This window comes from Paenibacillus sp. PastF-3 (genome assembly GCF_029893135.1).
Taxonomy (GTDB): Bacteria; Bacillota; Bacilli; order Paenibacillales; family Paenibacillaceae; genus Paenibacillus_AQ; species Paenibacillus_AQ nitricinens.
In genome coordinates, this window is sequence record NZ_JARXWM010000005.1 from 353554 (window position 1) to 374169 (window position 20616).

Annotated in this window: 9 protein-coding genes; 8 read left to right on the top strand and 1 reads right to left on the bottom strand. The window is 44.4% G+C overall.

What is annotated here, in order from left to right; genetic code table 11:
- Nucleotide 1 precedes the first annotated feature (1 nt).
- The 8 genes from M2444_RS13295 (at nt 2) to M2444_RS13330 (ending at nt 12422) form a co-directional block, all read left to right on the top strand.
- On the top strand, nt 2–3229 hold the full coding sequence (locus M2444_RS13295) for a cellobiose phosphorylase (protein ID WP_280787179.1): 3228 nt from the start codon (nt 2–4) through the stop codon (nt 3227–3229).
- Nucleotides 3230–3533: 304 nt separating this feature from the next.
- On the top strand, nt 3534–4484 hold the full coding sequence (locus M2444_RS13300) for an ABC transporter permease (RefSeq protein WP_256990030.1): 951 nt from the start codon (nt 3534–3536) through the stop codon (nt 4482–4484).
- Between the two features lie 18 nt (nt 4485–4502).
- Nucleotides 4503–5393: a carbohydrate ABC transporter permease gene (locus tag M2444_RS13305; protein ID WP_094874190.1), complete on the top strand. Its 891-nt coding sequence runs from the start codon at nt 4503–4505 to the stop codon at nt 5391–5393.
- 109 nt (nt 5394–5502) lie between these two features.
- The gene (locus M2444_RS13310; protein ID WP_094874189.1) at nt 5503–7203 is read left to right on the top strand and encodes a type 2 periplasmic-binding domain-containing protein; all 1701 of its coding nucleotides are present in this window, start codon (nt 5503–5505) and stop codon (nt 7201–7203) included.
- A 119-nt stretch (nt 7204–7322) separates the two neighbouring features.
- Nucleotides 7323–9233, top strand: coding sequence for a cache domain-containing sensor histidine kinase (locus M2444_RS13315; RefSeq protein WP_094878230.1), 1911 nt, complete (start codon nt 7323–7325; stop codon nt 9231–9233).
- On the top strand, nt 9230–10792 hold the full coding sequence (locus tag M2444_RS13320; RefSeq protein WP_094878229.1) for a response regulator: 1563 nt from the start codon (nt 9230–9232) through the stop codon (nt 10790–10792). The genes M2444_RS13315 and M2444_RS13320 overlap by 4 nt, the downstream gene beginning before the upstream one ends.
- A 149-nt stretch (nt 10793–10941) precedes the next feature.
- Complete coding sequence (locus tag M2444_RS13325; protein ID WP_280787180.1) at nt 10942–11745, top strand: AAC(3) family N-acetyltransferase; 804 nt, start codon at nt 10942–10944, stop codon at nt 11743–11745.
- A 38-nt stretch (nt 11746–11783) separates the two neighbouring features.
- On the top strand, nt 11784–12422 hold the full coding sequence (locus tag M2444_RS13330) for a histidine phosphatase family protein (RefSeq protein WP_280787181.1): 639 nt from the start codon (nt 11784–11786) through the stop codon (nt 12420–12422).
- 161 nt (nt 12423–12583) lie between these two features.
- Here the strand turns inward: M2444_RS13330 and M2444_RS13335 are convergent, their stop codons facing one another.
- Complete coding sequence (locus M2444_RS13335) at nt 12584–20449, bottom strand: 5'-nucleotidase C-terminal domain-containing protein (protein ID WP_280787182.1); 7866 nt, start codon at nt 20447–20449, stop codon at nt 12584–12586.
- Nucleotides 20450–20616: the final 167 nt, after the last annotated feature.

The following is a 20616-nucleotide window of genomic DNA, read 5'->3' on the forward strand; positions in this document are numbered from 1 at the left end:
TATGAGCAACTATTATTTCGAATCAGGTACATTTGTAATGGAGCAATTTGATGAAGGAAAGCCTTTCTCCAGTTTCTTACCGGGTCTTGCCGGACTGAAGGGAATTCCGATGTGGACTTTTTATGTGAATCGGGGTCAGGCCATTTGCAGCTTCGGGGTACGCGATAAGAATTCGCCGATCATGGAATTCTCTCCTGCAAATATCTCTTATAAGAACGTAGGCACGACCGGTTTCAGAACCTTTATCAAAATTAAAGGCGAGCAAGAGATTTATGAACCGTTTCAATCTGCACGTCCAGATCCTGCTGCAAAGCGCCTCATGACCATTTTGCCTAATGGACTTACCATTGAAGAAAGCCATGCCGGACATGGTCTTAAGACGACCGTACACTATTTTAATTTGCCTAATGACGATTATGCAGCATTGGTACGTCGGGTAGAGATTGAGAACATTGGCGGTAAAGAGATCGAGCTGGAGCTGATGGATGGTTTGCCTGAAATCTTGCCTTACGGCGTAGAGAACAGCGGATACAAGGAAATAGGAAATCTGCTGCGCAGCTGGATGGACGTATACAACTTAGAGAATGGCATTCCGTTCTATAAGCTGCGTTCCAGCACCAATGATGATGCACAGGTTAGCGAAATTACCAATGGCCATTTCTACCTGTCGTTCACTGGAGAAGGAGAAAAAGTCTCGCCAATCGTCGATTTCGAGCTAGTCTTTGGTGGCAATACCTCGCTTACGTACCCAGACCGTTTTGCGGGATTAACTCTTGCCGAACTGGGCGAGCTTCCGCAATACCCGGTCAACAAGGTTCCATGCGGTTTTAGCGGAGTGGCAAGACGTTTAGCACCAGATAGCAGTCTGATCCTGAATACACTGGTTGGACATGTAAATGACATCGACAAAATCAATAAGAAGGCGGAGCAGCTATGCCGCGATGAATATATCCTGTCTAAATCTCAAGAGGCCGCAGGTCTGACGGAGGAATTAACAGAAGACATTGCTACGCACACTTCATCGGCTGTGTTTGATGCGTATTGCCGTCAATCCTATCTTGATAACTTCCTGCGTGGAGGCTATCCTTTTGTCTTCGACAATGGTGGGGATGGCTTTGTAGTTCATTTATACTCGCGTAAGCATGGCGACTTGGAACGTGACTATAACTTCTTCTCATTGGCTCCTGAATATTATTCACAGGGAAATGGTAATTTCCGCGATATGAATCAGAATCGGCGGAACGATGTGTTCTTCAATCCGAAGGTGGGCAGCTTCAACATCAAAATGTTCTATAGCTTGATTCAGGCGGATGGCTACAACCCACTGAGCGTACAAGGAACAACCTTTGAAGTGAAACCGGACCGTAAGGCGCAAGCTGCGGATTGGATTGGAGAAGCTGTAGCAGATCATCAAGCGGAGCTTGTAAAGCTGTGCAGGAGTCGATTTACACCGGGTAGCTTAGTGAACTATATTGCGGATCATAATGTTACCTTGAAGGTAAGTGAGCAAGAGTTTTTGTCGGGCTTACTAGCTTTGTCACAGCAAAACATTGAGGCTGCTTTTGGCGAAGGCTTCTGGTCGGATCACTGGACATATAATATGGATCTGGTAGTAGGTTATTTGGATATCTTCCCTGACAAAAAGCAGGAGCTTCTATTTGGGGATAACACTTATGCGTTCTATGACAGCCCAGCGTATGTGCTGCCACGCAGTGAAAAATATGTAATCAGTGACGGAAAGGCCCGGCAATATGGCGCACTCCTTGAGGATGAGGAGAAGCTGCACAAGCTGAAATGGAAAGCTGGAGATACCCATTGGCTGCGTACTGAAGGCGGTCACGGCGCCATTTACCACACCAATTTGTTCGTGAAGATGCTGTCTCTTGCCTTGAATAAATTTGCTACACTTGACCCTTATGGTATGGGTGTAGAAATGGAAGGCAATAAGCCGGGCTGGAACGATGCTATGAATGGGCTGCCAGGATTGTTCGGCTCCGGAATGAGTGAGACTTTTGAACTGAAACGTACCGTAGTCTTTTTGTTAGAGACTCTGAACAGCAAAGAGAGCGTCCAAGGAGCTGTAGACCTCCCAGAAGAAATTGCACAGTTGCTTGAAGAGGTATATCATGCGGTCACGGCGGTTCTGTCGGGAGAATTGGAACAATTCAATTATTGGGACACTGTAGCTTCGGCGCGTGAGGCCTATAGAGCACGTATCCGTTTCGGTATTACTGGGACTGAGTCTGAAGTAAACTTAGAATACATTCGTGAGGTTCTCTCCAAGTTCTTGGTCAAAATCGACGAGGGGATCAACAAGGCAGTAGAACTTGGTAATGGACTTACCCCAACCTACTTCGGTTTTGAGGCGAAGAAATTCCAGCAGGTAACAGATGCTGAGGGTCAACCGGTAATCAGCGGATATGGCCTGCCAAAAGCTGTGGTCGAGGAGTTTGAGGTCTATGCCTTGCCATATTTCCTTGAGGGACCTACTCGCTGGTTGAAGACGCTGAAAGATCCGGTGCAGGCGAAAGAAATATACAATTTGATTAAGCAAACAGAGCTATATGATCCGACTACGTCTATGTATCAAACATCGGTTAGTCTAGAGGGAGAGTCTCATGAGATCGGACGAATGAGAGCCTTTACGCCAGGCTGGCTAGAGCGGGAGTCCAACTTCCTGCATATGTCCTACAAATATTTGCTTGAGCTGTTGAAGGGCGGGCTTTATGAGGAGTTCTACGGAGAACTGAAGACCTCGCTGGTTCCGTTCCTGGACCCGGCTGTCTATGGACGCAGCACGCTTGAAAATTCATCCTTTATCGCTACCGGAGGTAATCCTGATCCGAACAATCACGGTAGAGGGTTCGTTGCAAGATTAAGTGGGTCGACCGCTGAATTTCTGAGTATGTGGAGAACGATGATGGCCGGAAGCCATGTTTTCAGAGTAGAAGATGGACAGCTTACATTATCTTTGGATCCGGTTCTACCTGGCTGGCTATTTGATGAACACGGCAAACTTTCCTTCATGTTCCTAGGTGGAACGGAAGTCACTTATTCGAACCCAGAACGTGAGAATACATTCGGTGAGAAGAAGGTTGTTATTCAGAGCATGACGCTCATCTACCACGATGGAACAGTGACCGGAATTTCTGGAGCATTCGTTCGTGGTGAAGAGGCAGAGGCTTTGCGGCGTGGAGAAATTAAACAAATTCAAGCAATATTAGCATAACACTAAAGGGGAGGGCATAGGCCCTCCTTATCTTTTTCCATATACAGGAAAGTATAAGCTTCACATGATACATTATCCTTATTTTCTTGCATAAACGCTTACCGTCTTTAAAGGATGCCGAAAGCGTTTTAGCTTGAACCCGAAAAATGGAACCTATAATCCGAAATTCAATACCTTACGGAGACAGGCAAAAGCAAATACAATAAGTATATAGATATTGTAAGCGCTTTAGAAACAGAAAAAGATATATAGCCTGGAGGTCCAAAGGATGGAGAACAAAAAAGGCGTGGAATTAAGTCCAGCGATGAAGCCGCTTATTCCTGGCAATTTCGAAACCGGTAAAGTAAACCGCACCCCGATTTGGAAGAAGTTCATTACTCAACGACATTTGCAGACAATGGCACTGCTCGGTGTAGTATGGATGATTATTTTTAACTACATTCCGATGTATGGCATTATTATTGCCTTCAAGGAGTACAACATCGTCAAACCCATCTCGGAAGCCCCTTGGGTCGGTCTCGCGAACTTCAAAGAGTTCCTGGCAGACGATAATTTTATGTATGTAATGAAGAATACGCTGGGCATTAGCTTAATCAAACTATTGATCTTTCCGCTTCCGATCATATTCGCCCTCTTTCTGAACGAAATCCGATCCGTTCGCTTTAAGAAGAGTATTCAGACGATATCGTATCTGCCCCACTTCCTGTCCTGGGTAGTTCTTGGCGGGATTCTCGCCACTTGGCTGGCAGATGTGGGCATCATTAACAATATTCTGATGGCGCTGCATTTGATTGATCAGCCGATTTCGTTCCTGGCTGAACCGAAATATTTTTGGACCATTATTATTACCTCGGATTTATGGAAGGAGCTGGGCTGGTCAGCGATCATCTATCTGGCTGCCATTACCAGCATATCTCCAGAAATGTATGAAGCGGCCACTATCGACGGTGCCGGAAGATTCCAGAAAATGTGGTATGTTACCGTACCGACCATCAAAGGCACGATCAGCATCTTGTTTATTCTGGCGGTCAGCGGTGTACTGAACTCCAATTTTGACCAGATTCTGGTACTGCGCAATTCGCTGAATGACAGCGCGAGCAATGTGATTGACTATTATGTTTACTATACCGGTCTGCTCTCGGCCCGCTTCTCGTATTCAACCGCAATTGGGATGTTCAAATCGGTTATCTCGCTCATTCTGCTGCTAATTGCCAACCAAGTATCCAAAAAACTCAACGACACCTCGTTGTTTTAGGCCAAGGAGGACCTGTACATGATTACACTGAATCGCAGAACAAAGGGCGAAGTTGTCTTTGATATAGTCAACAATATTGGAATGCTTTGTATTTGCTTCGTTACGCTGTATCCGATCTGGTACGTGCTGATTAATGCTTTTAATGACGGAAAAGATGCAATGCTGGGCGGGATTTACTGGTTTCCGCGCAAATTTTCATTGGAGAACTTTAGTGCCGTATTCGCTAGCCCGGGAATTATGAGGGCGATGTGGCTTACCGTAGCCAAAACACTTCTCGGTGTAGGTCTGCATGTGTTCTTTACGGCTATGGTAGCATATGCGTTTTCCCGCAAGGATCTGGTAGGGGGCAAATTATACATCCTGTTAGGCACGATAACCATGATCTTTGCAGGCGGACTTATTCCGACGTACCTACTCATCAGAGATCTTCATCTACTGGAAAATTTTCTGGTTTATATAATTCCGGTTATGTTCAGCTTCTTCGATCTAATCATCTTCATGACCTTCTTCCGGGATATTCCTGATGGTCTGGAGGAAGCGGCGCGTATTGATGGAGCGAATGACTGGTCCATCTTCCTGCGGGTTGTCCTGCCGGTCTCCTTACCTGTACTGGCTACCATTGCGCTGTTCCATGGCGTTTACCAATGGAATGATTATTTTACCGGAATGATTTATATGAACAATGAAAACATGCAACCGATTCAAACTTTCTTGTACCGGGTTGTTGCCCAGTCCAGTTCCAATCTGATGATGACTGCCGTACAGGGAAGCGCCGTGACCAGGACCGTGACCTCGCAGTCCATCAAGCTGGCTACGATGGTTGTTACAACACTTCCAATTATCTTTGCTTACCCGTTCCTGCAACGTTATTTCGTGAAAGGGATGATGATTGGCTCCATCAAGGGCTAAGTGCCAGTCGCACTTCACCCGAACTAGTGGTAACTCCTCCGGACTGCTCCCGCAGTCTTGGAGTTATAAATTATATGATTAATCAATCTCAGAAAAGGGGTAAACAAGCATGGACATGAAAAGAAAGCCAAAGAAAATAATGCTGCTGCTAATGGCAGCAATCATGGTTCTGTCCGTAGCGGGCTGTTCCGGCAACAATGGCAACACCGCAAATAAAGGTAATGCCGCAAACAAAACTGAAGGTAACACAGCAGAGGCAACAGCTACAACAGCCCCAGAAGCTACAGCACTATCCGCTGATGAGCCGGGTTGGAAATCTGATACATCACCCATTACGTTTGACTGGTACCTGAACTTTGCCTGGTTCCCTAATAAATGGGGTGTAGATCCTACTTCCCAATATATCACTAAGAAAACCGGTGTTGACATTAACTTTATCGTTCCAGCCGGTAACGAAAATGAAAAGCTGAACACACTGATTGCTTCCGGTAAACTGCCGGACTTCATTACACTGGGCTGGTATGAAGATGCTGTTAAGAAAATGATTGAAGGTAATCTCGTGCTTCCTCTGAACAAACTGGCCGAAGAATATGATCCTTATTTCTTCAAAGTATCTGACCCTGACAAACTGGGATGGTACACACAAGCCGACGGCAATGTATATGGTTATCCGAATGCTTCTTCCTCACCTAAAGATTACGAGAAATATGGCGACACTTATGTATCCAACCAAACCTTCGTAGTCCGCAAAGACATTTATGAAGCGATTGGCAGTCCTGATATGCGCACACCGGAAGGATTCGTGGCTGCGCTGAAGGCAGCTAAAGAGAAATTCCCTGAAATCGATGGTCAACCGATGATTCCGCTCGGTCTGCATGAATTTACCGCAACCGGTAACGATTCTCTGGAACAATACATTCAGAATTTCTTAGCTATTCCAAGAGAAAAAGACGGAAAGCTGTATAATCGTGAGACTGACCCTGAATATATCCGTTGGATGAAAACTTTGCGTCAAGCCAACCAAGACGGCTTGCTTGCAAAAGATATCTTTATTGATAAACGTCCTCAAATGGAAGAAAAAATCGCTCAAGGCCGTTACTTCGCGATGCTGTACCAACGCACTGACTTTGCAGCCCAACTGGGAACGCTGTATCAGCAAGACCCGAACAAAATTTATATCGCTGTTGACGGACCGGCTAATACCAACCTGGATGCACCTACTCTAAACGGCCCTGCTATTTCCGGCTGGACAGTAACGCTGATCTCCAAAGATGTTAAAGATAAAGAACGTGCTATTAAATTTCTTAGTTACCTGAACAGCGAAGAAGGTAATAAAGACCTCTATCTTGGAGAAAAAGGCGTCAGCTATGATACGATTGACGGCAAAGACCAATTTAAACCAGAAGTCTTTGATCTAATGAATAAAGACCGTTCGGCATTCGACAAGCAATATGGTTCTTCCTTTACGTTCTGGATGCTGATGAATACCAATATTACAGCTCAATGGACACCTACAGCTGTAGAGCCTTTCAAACAGCTGGAAGACTGGACTCGCGGAAAAACAAAAAGTATCTCCGAGTTTGATCAAATCGATCCGTTGGCAAGCTCCCCGGAGGGCGTCATCTTATCTAAAATTAAAGATTTGCGCAGCAAAACGCTACCGAAGCTTTTGATGGCTTCATCCGATGCTGAATTTGATACCATCTGGACTGGTTACATCAAGAAGCAAGAGGATCTGGGTCTAGCTAAAGTGCAAGCCTTCCAACAAACAAAATATGAAGAGAATAAGTTAAAACTCGCAAATAAATAAAATAAAAACGACCCAATCGCCCGCTATTGCGGGCGATTGGGTTATTTTCAATCTATAATATGGTATAGATATTAAATAGGTTAAGCATTCACTATTTTAGCGAGGTGGACAGTACAGAAGTGTATAGAGTGAACAGACGTGAACGAGCTAGAGAATTATGGAATTCTTTTAGTTATTGGTGGGGAAGAAGATCTCTCCAGAGTCGTTTAATTGCAGCCTATGTTTTTATTATTTTAGGCCCGTGCTTGCTGGTATCCGTCTACTTCTATGAGTCTATCAATAATACCTATCTTAGAGATGCCATCGAGAAGAATGATTATTTGCTGCAAATGGAAAAGTTACATATCTATAATCAAATTGAGGCAATGGAACGTGCGGCACAGATGGCTTATTCTGATACCGATGTAGAAGATTTCCTTGCGAATGAAACCGAACCGCAGCTAGTAGATTTGATTAATTTCAATACAAATGCCTATGTGAATATGACTCGTATTCAATTTAATAATCCGAATATCGAGCATTTGCGGCTGTATTCGAAAAGCAATAAAGTGCATGAAATTTGGCCGATTATCTTTCGTGAAGAGAGAGTTTCTTCCAATCTATGGTTTCAGAAAGCGCTTCAAATGAAGGGGCAGGAATACTGGTCTTTTCAGAAAAGTGATCCGGATCTAATGCAGAGATACTTGGGAGCACCGACGGAAAGTCTGCCCAAGGTCTCATTGCTGCGTGAAAAGAGTCGTCCGGCAGACAATCATATAGGCATGGTGCAGGTGGATATGATGCTGAGTCGTTTTACACCTAAGACGTATACAGATGTCCGGGATAATCAGACCCAAATGTTCCTTGTGGATAGTGAACTGCAGCTTTTCACCAGACCGGATCATTCTTTTTTACAGAATAATCTGAAGATGGCTGATATGATTGCAGAACGGTATAAGCATTTTCGGGAAACTGGGGAATGGGATAGCGAGTACTCGGAGAATGGTCAATCGTTTTTGTTGATTAACACTCCGCTTGAACATATTGATGCTTATTTGTTAAATGTAGTGTCCATGGAGGGGGTTATGAAGGATATCTCCCGAACGCGCAACTTAATCATTGGTGCCAATGTCGGGTTTATTACCTTGCTAACGCTGATTGCTTATGTGACAAATGCCTTTATTCTAAAAAATCTACGTAGATTGACTGAAACAATGAAAAGAGTGCGTAGAGGTGAAGCGTACACTGGAATTATGATACGGGGTGGAGGGGAAGTTGGTGAGCTTGCCCATCATTTCTCTAAACTGATGAACACGATCAATACATTGGTAGCTCAAGCAGTAAGCAAGCAGGCATTGTCAAAAGAGGCTGAGTTACGTACGCTGCATAACCAGATTGACGCACATTTTTTATATAATACGCTGGAAAATATTAAAATGCTGGCTGAAATTGAAAACCAACGAACGATCTCAGATGCATTAACCTCACTAGGGGGGATGATGCGTTATAATTTCAAATGGTCCGGAGAGTATGTCAAGCTGCGAGACGAAATTCGTCATATTGAGAATTACATTGAAGTAATGAATATTCGTTTTGAGTATCCGGTTAAGCTGATGCTTCATATTGAACCCCGATATTTAGAGCTGGAGGTGCTTAAAATGTCACTGCAGCCAATTGTGGAGAACAGTGTTAAGCATGCTTGGTGCGATGAGAAAGATAATATGCAGGACCCGATCGTTCAAATTCATATTTCGGAAACGGAAGGTGATATTTTCATAGAGCTTCGTGATAATGGCATAGGACTAACACCAGAGCGTCTACATGCTTTAAACGAGGCGATTTATGCGAAAGATGAACGCCGTGAGAGCACTGCTGAACAGACAGCGGCTGACCGCCGAACAGGTGGCATTGGTCTGAGAAATGTACATCAGCGTCTGCAAATCTTTTATGGCGATGAATATGGGCTTGTAGTACAGAGTGAAGCAGGAAGCTGGACGATGGTACGTTTAGCCTTGCCGAAAGTTCTTTTGACGGGAGAAAAACAACTATGAAGAAGCTACTGATCATTGATGATGAGAAAAATATTCGTTTCGGTCTCAAGACTATGATAGAAAGAGAATTTCCGTCCATTTATACCATCAAGATGGCGAGTAACGGTGCAGAGGGGTTGGATATCTATAAGACTGATGGTGCAGATATTATTATTACAGATATACGTATGCCAGTAATGGATGGAATTACGCTGTTGAAGCAGTTGTCTTCGGCGACAAGGGGTGAGAAAAGTCCAGCAGTGGTAATTTTAAGCGGGTATGACGATTTTGAATATGCCAAAAGCGCGATCCGATATCGCGTGAAGGATTATTTACTTAAACCGATTCGTAGAGATGAATTATTCGAAATTTTGAAGTGTATAGATAAGGAGCAGGAGGAGCAGAATCTCAGCGCAAGGCAGCAGGAGCAGGAAGCAGAACATTTTCGCCGAGAGCTGCGCTCTAGCCGTTTACGGGGGCTGTTTATGCAGCAGGAAGTTCAGCTGGAGCCAGAGCAGCAGGAGAGTCTAGATGACTTGGAGGTTCCTTTTACAGTAGGTGTGTTGAATTACTATTGTAATGACGGATCAAGAATGAAGCCGGGGGATGTTCAGGGGCTGGTTGAACGATTGATAGGACCACTTGAAAAGTGTTTTTCGGAAATCACAACGGACTGGGATGGTAAATTAGTATTACTCGGAACCAGAAAACAGGATTTTATAGAGCTGTCCAGACAAGCAGAAGCTAAAGAAATAATGGGATTGTCGATTGGAATAAGCAGCGAAGGAAGAAGTCTCGCAGATCTTCGTTCCTGTTATAAGGAAGCGTCCCGGGCTTTACAGTATACTTTTGTATATCCGCAAGTGAACTTATTGAATTATGCGGATGTGAGTCAAGAACGGTCTAATTCTCCCTTACCGAAGGAGGGAATTCGTAAGCTGCTCAATATGCTTGGAACAGAACGCGAGAAGGAAATGAAGCATCTTCTGGCTGAGATTTTTCAGACCGAGCATTTGAAGGCGCTTGACCTGTCTTATTTGGAGTCGGTGGGACAGAATATCAATGAATTGGTGCTGGATGAAGTATTTCGGGTGCATGGCGAAGCCTCGGTAGAGGTGCTGAAACTGTATCGTACAGTAGGCAATATGTACAATTATCGTCATTTCCATGATTATTATCGTGCGCTGGAGAATTTGCTCCTGAGTGTGAGTGATTATATTCTAGGGGTGCGCTCTGCTCATACGGAGCATGCTGACATGGAGGAAGCGCTAAATTATATTGAGACGAATTATGCTCGTCCACTAAATATGGCTATGGTTAGTAACCATGTTTCTTTGAATTATTCTTATTTTAGCGAAGCCTTCAAAGCATATACTGGGGAGAATTTTGTCATTTATTTAAAAAAGGTGCGCATCCGTCATGCTAAAGAGCTGTTAGCGAAAGATTGTGGGAAGCTTGCGGAAGTTTCGGAAAAAGTAGGTTTTGAGAACAGCAAGCAATTTGCCCGTGTATTCAAAGAGTTGGAAGGAATCTCTCCAGGGGATTATAGAGCCAAAATGCTGTCTGAAGATTTTTCGTAAAAGGCAGGATAAGTAGCTTTAGTATAAATATCATTGCTGTACTGTACCTTGATGGACGGTATGGGTGTCGTTAGAAGTAATCCTCCTATATAATGGCAGTGAGAGGCTTTGTTAGGATTAGCAGCAAGAGAGTTTGGAGGGAATGAAGGGTGGAAGAAATTCAAGGCAATTTGATTACAGTTCAGACGTTGGCAGAGGACTTTCGGCGACTGGGTGTACAGGCGGGGATGACGATTATACTGCATTCGTCCTTCAAATCACTAGGCCAATGGGTGGCAGGTGGCCCGGTTGCCGTTATTTTGGCGCTTGAGGAGGTCCTTGGAGAAACAGGCACTCTTGTGATGCCGACGCATTCAAGTGATCTGACGGACCCTGCTGGCTGGAGTAACCCACCAGTGCCTGAATCTTGGTGGCAGAGTATCCGTGAGCAGATGCCGGCCTATGATCCAGACCTGACTCCACTGAGAGGGATGGGTATTATTCCGGATTGCTTCCGTAGGCAAAAAGGGGTAAAACGCAGCGATCATCCCATTCATTCATTTGCGGCTTGGGGCAATCATAGGGATGAGGTTATATATGGTCACTCCCTCGAATACGGTTTGGGGGATGACTCACCATTAGCTCGTATTTATGATCTTGGGGGAAGTGTACTGCTGCTAGGCGTAGGGAATTTAAATAATACTTCATTACATCTTGCTGAATGCCGTGCCTGCTATGAAGGAAAGAAGCAAGTCATTGGCGGGGCACCTATGATGGTGGATGGACATAGACAGTGGTTGGAATTCAAGGAGCTAGATTGGAACTCTGACGATTTCGTTGAACTTGCTGAACAATTCGGGCAAGAAACAGGGCTTATTACATATGGTCACATCGCCTCAGCTGCTGCTCAATTGATTCCGCAGCGTGAAATTGTTGACTATGCGGTGAACTGGATGGAGCGAAACAGGAAGTAGACTATCTCTGGATTTGGGGCTAAGAGGAGGAGCGGCGGATGAATACTACAACGATATATCTAACGCGTCATGGTCAGACAGAATGGAATGTGCAGAATCGTATGCAAGGTCATATGGACTCTGCGCTGACGACGCTTGGTGTACAACAGGCGGAATGGCTGAGCCGGGGAATGCAGGCTATGAATCTTGATGTTATTTATGCAAGCTCTAGCCCAAGGGCGCTGCGTACAGCTGAAATTATACGCGGAGAGCGGGATGTTCCGCTGAAGATTTCCGATGCATTTAAAGAAATCGGCATGGGTGTATGGGAAGGTAGAGATTCTACTGAACTGGCAGCTCAGTATTCAGACCAGCATCGTTATTTCTGGAAGGACCCCGACCAATTTAAAGTGGAGGGCAGTGAGACCTTCGCAGAGGTGCAGATAAGAGCGCTGGAGAAGCTTCAGGAAATTCTCACTGCCCATCAGGGTGAGACGATTCTTATCGTAACGCATACGGTAGTGATCAAGCTCTTGATGGCTTATTTTGAGGGCAGAGAGTTGCCTAAGCTATGGGATCTGCCTTACATTTATCCAACCTGCTTATCGAGGATTGATTTTACGGATAGCGTGGCGGAGATCCTGCTGCACGGGGATACAAGTCATTATGAAGTGAATAAGGCTGGGATGGAATCGTAGAATTGTAGTACTTACATTCAATCTAGTAGGACTTATATATAAAGGCGGTTCCTCGGGTGCATGATGCACTCGGGGAACCGCCTTTTTGTAACGAGAAACGCAGGGATATCATAGAAACACTATATCACCGTTTCTTCCCTAGAGCTGAGGATCAGCCTATATTAGTTGATAAACTGGAGATATTTCAATGTCTTTTCGAGCATCGTAACGGCTTCAGCACGAGTTGCTAGTTTCTGTGGAGCAAAGGAACCGTCTGTCGCTCCTTGGATAATGCCCGCAGTAGCGATTTCTGTGATTGCTGCTTGGGACCAAGCAGGAATGCTTACCGCGTCACTGAATTTAGCTAGTGCTGCAGGATCGGCATTTAAGGTTTTGCCCGTGTACTTGATGGCTTTAGCTAATACAGAGGCCATTTCTTGACGAGTGATCGGGCTACCTGGCTTAAAGCTGCCATCGGAATAACCAGAAATCAATTCGGCTTCTGCTGCAGTGCGAATAGCATCAGCATACCACGCGCTTGGATTTACATCCTTAAATGATGCCTCACCACCTACTGTCGAAAGTCCTAGAGAACGCGTAATTAATGCTGCGAACTCAGCCCGTGTGATCGACTGTGAAGGAGAGAACGTATCGTTATTTGTTCCACTGACGATCAACTTGGAAGCTAACAGATCAATGGACGCTTTAGCCCAGTGTCCGTTAAGATCCCCGAACGTTTTGGAAGTCTTAACGACGGAGTAATAGCTGTTGCTATTCCGTTTAATCGTAACATCCGTGGTCCCATCAGCCTTAGGCGTAAATATCGCAGGTACGAAAGAAATCTTACCTGTAGCAGGATCGAAGACAACTGCTGTTGCGTTATTTGAATTTAAGGAAGAAGGTACATTGATCATCCGATTAACGTAAGTACTGCCGAAGCTGTTCAGCGGTACAAGCTTTGTTCCAGCTTGCGCTGAAACACTGAAATCAATTACTGGAGCAGCTAAAGTAGCATTGCCTAGCTGTGAAGAAATAGCTTGGTTTGTACGGTTTAGTGTTCCCGAATCCGCTAGAAGAATGGATACCGTAATTGTAAAGTCGCTGCTACCTAATTGAGCAGTAAGTGCTGCGCTGTTTATAACGCTGAGCGGTAAGGAATAAGAAGTGCCAGCAGTTGTAAAGGTAAGAACGGTATTAGGCTGTGCTGCAGCTTGTTGTACAAGCACACTGCCTGGAAGTACTACTTGAGCGCCGCTAGTAGTAGCTTTAACCGGAATGACCAGCTCATGGCTACCGATTGCCAGTTCACTGAGTTGCTTGGTCAGATCAGCAGCATTAATCGTTGTTACTTGCGGTGTCGCTATTGGTGCAACAGTTGGCGCCGGTGTCGCTGTTGGTGCTGTTGGTGCTGTTGGTACTGTTGTTGGTACTGTTGTTGGTACTGTTGTTGGTACTGTTGTTGGTACTGTTGTTGGCTCAGTTGTTGGTGATGGTGTTGGCACTGGTGTTGGCACTGGTGTTGGAGTTGGAGTTGTCTCCGGCAGTGGTGCCCCTTTCAGGTCCACAATGCGGCCCTCAACAGCGGAGGTATTCGCAGTGACAGTTCCAACTTGTTTAAGATAATTCGTAAATACATCAAAGTCCGGCAGATACAGCAGGTTCACGCGGCCTTCTTTATAGGCCTTCTCAAGGGAAGTATAGAAATCTCCACCTTTAGCTGTGAAAGCGTTAGTAGCTACTTCATAAGATGCCTTCAGATCCAGAGGAACGTATTTATCTTCGTTCTTCACTTCAATCCGTAATACGCGTTCGTTCACAGGTTTCGTAGAGTCGTAATAGAATTTCAACCCTGCAACATGTGGGAAACGTCCGTCTGCTGCTGGAGTTTTGGAAACACCATTCTCCATCGCATCTTTAATTTCTTGTCCGGTTAAAGTGATCGTAACCAGATCGTTGTTGAATGGAAGTACGCCGAGTACTTCGCTTTGTGTAATCGGTCCTTCATTGATAGATTCGCGAATGCCGCCGCCATTTTGCAGGGCGATTACAGCATTAGTACCAGCTTTTTTGGCTGCAAAGAGCATACCATCGGCAATCAGGTTACCGAGATTGGTTTCCTTTGTGCGAACATTGTCACGAACGCCGTTTAGGACAACCTCTGAATTACCTACTACCTCATTGCCCAGTTCCTCAATACCCGGTTTATATTCGGTTTCCAAGATCAATTTGGCTTCAGGATCCTCTGCGATAACATAGTTAGCGCCATTTTTAGCATCGATGGAGATTAATTGGTCTTTCCAAGTAGTTAGTACGCCATCTTTGTTAAATTTAACTTCAAGTTTACCAAGGAATAGTCCTTTTTCACCGGTTTGTACAATAAGCTTCGGTGCTTTTGGATCGCTGTTATCTACAACGGCTTGATCCAGTTGTGTATGGCTGTGACCACCGACAATAATATCAATACCATTAACGGCTTTGGCTAGTTTGAGATCTTCTTCGTAGCCAAGGTGAGAGAGAACAATAATCTTGTTAACCTTCTCGTTTTGCAGCATAGCGACAGTATCTTTTGCTTTAGCTACAGCATTGTCGAAAGTCACTTTGCCTGGTGAAGCAATGTTGGCTGTATCTTCTGTCGTCAGGCCGATGATACCGATCTGTTCGCCGTCTACTTCTTTGATCAGTGCAGGGTAGATGGTTGCTGCGTTACCCGACCGACCAATTTCATTGGTGAACATTTTACTTAGGATTTCATCCGCAGAGAAATTTACGTTGGATGAGACAAAAGGGAATTCAGCTTTACGGATGAAATTGGAAAGCGTCTCAGAATTTTTATCAAATTCATGGTTCCCGAAAGTCATAGCATCATATTTTACCAAATTCATGAATCTGAGATCTGCTATACCCAGATATTTATTGAAGTAAAGCGTTCCAGAGAATACATCACCCGCATCGAGAAGAATAGGGTTTTCTGTAGTCGCCTTAGCCTCTTTGATTGCCGTTACACGGCGCAAGATATTATTTGGCGAGCTTACAGTGTCTAGTCCCGCATGTGTATCGTTGGTGTGTAGAACAGTTAACGGGAAGTCTTCATTTGTCTCCGGCAGTGGTGTACCTTTCAGATCTATAATACGACCTTCAACAGCGGAAGTATTCGCAGTGACAGTTCCAACCTCTTTAAGATACTTTGTAAATACATCGAAGTCCGGCAGATACAGCAAATTCACACGGCCTTCTTTATAGGCCTTCTCAAGGGAAGTATAGAAATCTCCACCTTTAGCTGTGAAAGCATTAGTAGCTACTTCATAAGATGCTTTCAGATCCAGAGGAACGTACTTGTCTCCGTTCTTCACTTCGATACGTAATACACGTTCGTTCACAGGTTTTGTAGAATCATAATAGAATTTCAACCCTGCAACATGTGGGAAACGTCCGTCTGCTGCTGGAGTTTTGGAAACACCATTCTCCATCGCATCTTTAATTTCTTGTCCGGTTAAAGTGATCGTAACCAGATCGTTGTTGAATGGAAGTACGCCAAGTACTTCGCCTTGTGTAATCGGTCCTTCATTGATGGATTCGCGAATACCACCACCATTTTGCAGGGCGATTACAGCATTAGTGCCAGCTTTCTTGGCTGCAAATAGCATACCATCGGCAATCAGATTACCGAGGTTAGTTTCTTTTGTGCGAACATTATCACGAACGCCGTTTAGGACAACCTCTGAGTTACCTACTACCTCATTGGTCAGCTCTTGAATGCCTGGCTTATACTCGGTATCTAGGATCTTCTTGGCTTCAGGATCCTCTGCGATAACATAGTTAGTGCCGTTCTTAGCGTCGATGGAGATTAATTGGTCTTTCCATGTTGTTAGAACGCCATCTTTGTTAAATTTAACTTCGAGTTTACCAAGGAACAGTCCTTTTTCACCAGTTTGCACAATAAGCTTCGGTGCGCTAGGATCGCTGTTATCTACAACAGCTTGATCTAGTTGTGTATGGCTGTGACCACCGACAATAATATCAATGCCGTTAACGGCTTTTGCTAGTTTGAGATCTTCTTCGTAGCCAAGGTGAGAGAGAACAATAATCTTGTTAACCTTCTCGTTTTGCAGCATAGCGACAGTATCTTTTGTTTTAGCTACAGCATTGTCGAAAGTCACTTTGCCTGGTGAAGCAATGTTGGCTGTATCTTCTGTCGTCAGGCCGATGATACCAATCTGTTCGCCGTCTACTTCTTTAATCAGAGCAGGGTAGATGGTTGCTGCGTTACCTGACCGACCAATCTCGTTGGTGAACATTTTGCTTAGGATGTCATCCGCAGAGAAATTTACATTGGATGAGACAAAAGGGAACTTAGCGTTGCCGATGAATTTGGAAAGCGTCTCAGAATCTTTATCAAATTCATGGTTGCCGAAAGTCATAGCATCATATTTGACCAGATTCATAAAGGCCAAATCGGCTTGACCCAGATATTTATTGAAGTAAAGTGTTCCGGAGAACACATCACCCGCATCGAGAAGAATAGGGTTTTCTGTAGTCGCCTTAGCCTCTTTGATTGCCGTTACACGGCGCAAGATATTATTTGGCGAGCTTACAGTGTCTAGTCCCGCATGTGTATCGTTGGTGTGTAGAACAGTTAACGGGAATTGTTCAGAAGTATTGAAATCAATCTGTGCCATAACCGCATCATGATCGGATACCCGACCTTTCGATGGTGAGAAGTCCGCATTTAGATGGACGACATCTACTTTTGAAGAAGGCGTTAGATTTTTACTGACAAGAATATGATCTAGTACTTGAGAGTTTCCGTCATAGGTATACGTATACTGCTCATTTAAAGGCAGTGTATCGATCAAATTGTCTAGCTCTGAGCCTTTTAAGATTGTTGCAGTTTTAGTGAATTGGAAATCATTCAAATCGCCAAGCGCTACTACGTTGGCTTTAGGATTTGCAGTCAGAATCTCTTTGACAAATCCGTTTACGATTGCGGCAATTTTATGACGTTGTGTTTCACTGGACAATACGGGGGGCTGAACATTCCCAAAAGGACCATTATCGCCGCCTTTTGAATTGAAATGGTTTGCGATCACGATCACTTTTTCGCCGCCGAAAATAAATTGTGCAGCGAGGGGTTTACGTGAACTTGCAAATGCGGCATTCGTTGGATCAATCCGTCCCGGATTGTAAGTTAGCTTATCTGTCGCTGTGTTGTAGCCGACGGATTGTGTAGCAGAGCCTTTTTGTCCAGTTACACTGTCTGCAAGCTGTACTCTTGTTGGGTTGTACAGGAATCCTACGCGAATGTTTCCGCCTGGGGCTCCGCCATCCTTATTGTTCTCCGGAGCGATATCTGTGTATTTGTATACAGGACCGCCAGCGGTTTCAATAGCTTTAATTAGCTCGTTTGCGCTTGCTTCAGTGATTCCGTTATCGGTTTCACCATTGCTGTCCTGCATTTCGACCACGCCGATAATGTCAGGCTTTTTCATATTATTCGTGATGGAGTCGGCAAGCTTCTGGATTTTTGTTGCTCCGACGCCTGGGTAGAAGTTCTCAATGTTGTATGAAGCGATTAATAGCTTGTCCTCATTAACCTCAAGAGTAGTTGTTTCTTGTTTAAAGGTACTTGGGGTAATGGTTGGCAGCTTACCGTTCTCCGGAATTACTTTGAAATTACCATTGTTGTATCCGATGACCCCTGTAACATCTCCAGCGAACTTATCTCCGGTGATGACTTCTTGACCCGGATTTCCATAGGCAATGATAAGGCGCTGAGGATTGAATTGGTTATATTCCTTTAGAACTAGTCCACCAGCTGGTGTGATGACATCAGGAGTATCATTTTCTACTCTTGTAGGGATGTTATAAAGCATGGAATTTCCGCTACCACTTGTCCAGTAAGGACTAATGATCGTAGGGGTAGGGAGTTTTACAAGCATACCTTCTAACGATTCATAGAAATCAATAGCATCTTCACTAGGTTCAAAATCCACCATGCCGTCATTATCAATGATGGAAGAAGGAATAGCTCTTCCACCTTTGCCAAGTACGATAGGTTCAGGCACAGTATAACTAGAAGAGGAATCTACTGTTAGTGATGTCATATTAATTTGAGTGGAGGTTAGATTGCTCGCACTTCCTTCGTTATACTCGGAAACGGCTCCATTAACGCGCACTAAATCTCCAACTTTAGGCTTAAGGGATGCATTTGTGCTGTAAACGAAAATACCTTCCGATGTGTTCACGTTATTGTCCGGCTGAGGGTCCTGCATAAAGAAACCTCTATAAGCGCCAGTTGCGAAAGTGTATCCGTATTGGGTAACGATGCCTTCAACATCAGTAACGTTCTGGCCTGCATACTCAGAAGTATGAGATTCTCCTTGGATATCATGGATACGAGGGAGATCAGAAGCTTTATAAGCAAAGGTATACACTTTACTGGTCTTGCCATCTGCTACGACAATTGCATTAAGGGTAAGATCTTTACTAACTGTAATTGGATCTGAATAAAGTTTGCTTGCTGCGGTTGGTTCTGTTCCATCAGTCGTGTAATAAATCTGTGCTCCAAGGGTAGGACTGGATAGGGTCACAGCACTTCCTTTAATGATGCGACCTGCACCAGGGCTCGCCATTACGGAAAAGGTTTCTTCCACCATAGCGTTTTCGTTAAGTGGAATGAATTGATAAGTTGTATTATATTGCTCAATAACCCCAGTAATGCTGTCAAAGGTTTTACCCTTAACGAGTTTAGGCAGGGTAGAGAAAATTGTGAATTGCTGCCCACCTTGACTTGCAGTCACTGTATTTCCATTTACATTGTCTATGGTCACATTATTCATAGTAACTAGCTGAGCTTCATGGCTTTCGCCGTTCGCTGCAGACAAGTCAGCTGCTGTAATCAATTTAGGTGCAGGAACACCCACATCATTCGCAACGATAGAATATTGAAGTCCACTTTGGAATTTGATTTCTTGCAGGTTGCTGTAGATATCCATCGTGCCACTAACTTCAACACGATCTCCAACGTTGGCGAACTCTGGGAATCCGTAAAGTACGATCCCGCCGGATTCATCCTGAATATACATTTTTGCTGCATTAATGTGAGTTACGATACCTTCTGTTGAAATATTCTGGCCTTTACTAGCAAGGCGTGCTGTTGCGACGTCTGTTTTGGTCAGAATTGTGTAATCAAAAGCCGTTATAGGGCTATCCGGCATATTTGGTTCTGAAGCATACGCCTTAATTGTAGTGTCCTCAGTTAAGGTAATAGGCCCTGTGTAAGGTTGGAAATCAGTTGAACCAGCTGCTCCATAAACAGCTGAATAGACGGATGCTCCAACTGTCGGAGAATTAAGAGAGATTTCAGTACCTACCGGCCAGGCATTAGCGGCTGGTGAAGCTACTACGGAGCTAGCTGTCTCCGGTGCTTTACCATAACTACTATTGCGTGGACTTGCTGCTTGAACAATAAAATCCGTAACGTTGTTGTCCGTATCTAGACCACGGCTATCTGCTGGCGCACCAGCTGCGGCTTTACGAATAGCGGCTGTTGCGTTGGTGAGAGCAGGGGTTGGAGTTCCCTCAACACCTGTAGCTGTACCGTAGCCAACTAAATCTATTGTATTATTCGATGGGTCAACCAAGTCGACTTTACCGTTTGTTCCACTCATAGCTAGGATACCTGTAGCATCAGGAGCAGGTAGTGCAGTAGTTCCTCCTGTTCCTGCAGCCTCTTGGACAAGGTAGTATCCATTTGCAGGAATCGTTCCTGTTAAATCTGTTCCGGTGCTAAAGGTTCCAGTAGCGGAAGTATATCGGACTTTCCATCCAGTCAAGACCACTGGTTTGTTGGTAGGATTGTATAATTCAATAAAATCATTCTTAAACTCTGCTCCGCTGTTTCCTCCACCGCCATAGACTTGTGAGATAACAACATTGCTATTATCCGGTGCTGCCTCGGCAGTCTGAATTGCTGGTAGCACACTGCCGACAAACATTAATATTGCCAGTCCACTAGCCCACCATTTCCTTACTCTTGAAGAAATAATCATTTGGATAAGTATTCTCCCCTCAAATCTTTTATTAGAAACCTACTAAATCTTATCATTCAAATGTAAAATGAAAGGTTGGTTTGCATTAATATAAATTAAAGGTTCTATAAATTAAAATAAAAAAATAAAAAGTTATTGTTTTCGCATAAGAATAGGGGCTGAAAATA

Excerpts from the sequence above, each read along its gene's own strand:
- M2444_RS13295 (WP_280787179.1), top strand. The coding sequence starts at position 2 with ATGAGCAACTATTATTTCGAATCAGGTACATTTGTAATGGAGCAATTT.
- M2444_RS13300 (WP_256990030.1), top strand. The coding sequence starts at position 3,534 with ATGAAGCCGCTTATTCCTGGCAATTTCGAAACCGGTAAAGTAAACCGC.
- M2444_RS13305 (WP_094874190.1), top strand. The coding sequence starts at position 4,503 with ATGATTACACTGAATCGCAGAACAAAGGGCGAAGTTGTCTTTGATATA.
- M2444_RS13310 (WP_094874189.1), top strand. The coding sequence starts at position 5,503 with ATGGACATGAAAAGAAAGCCAAAGAAAATAATGCTGCTGCTAATGGCA.
- M2444_RS13320 (WP_094878229.1), top strand. The coding sequence starts at position 9,230 with ATGAAGAAGCTACTGATCATTGATGATGAGAAAAATATTCGTTTCGGT.
- M2444_RS13330 (WP_280787181.1), top strand. The coding sequence starts at position 11,784 with ATGAATACTACAACGATATATCTAACGCGTCATGGTCAGACAGAATGG.
- M2444_RS13335 (WP_280787182.1), bottom strand. The coding sequence starts at position 20,449 with ATGATTATTTCTTCAAGAGTAAGGAAATGGTGGGCTAGTGGACTGGCA.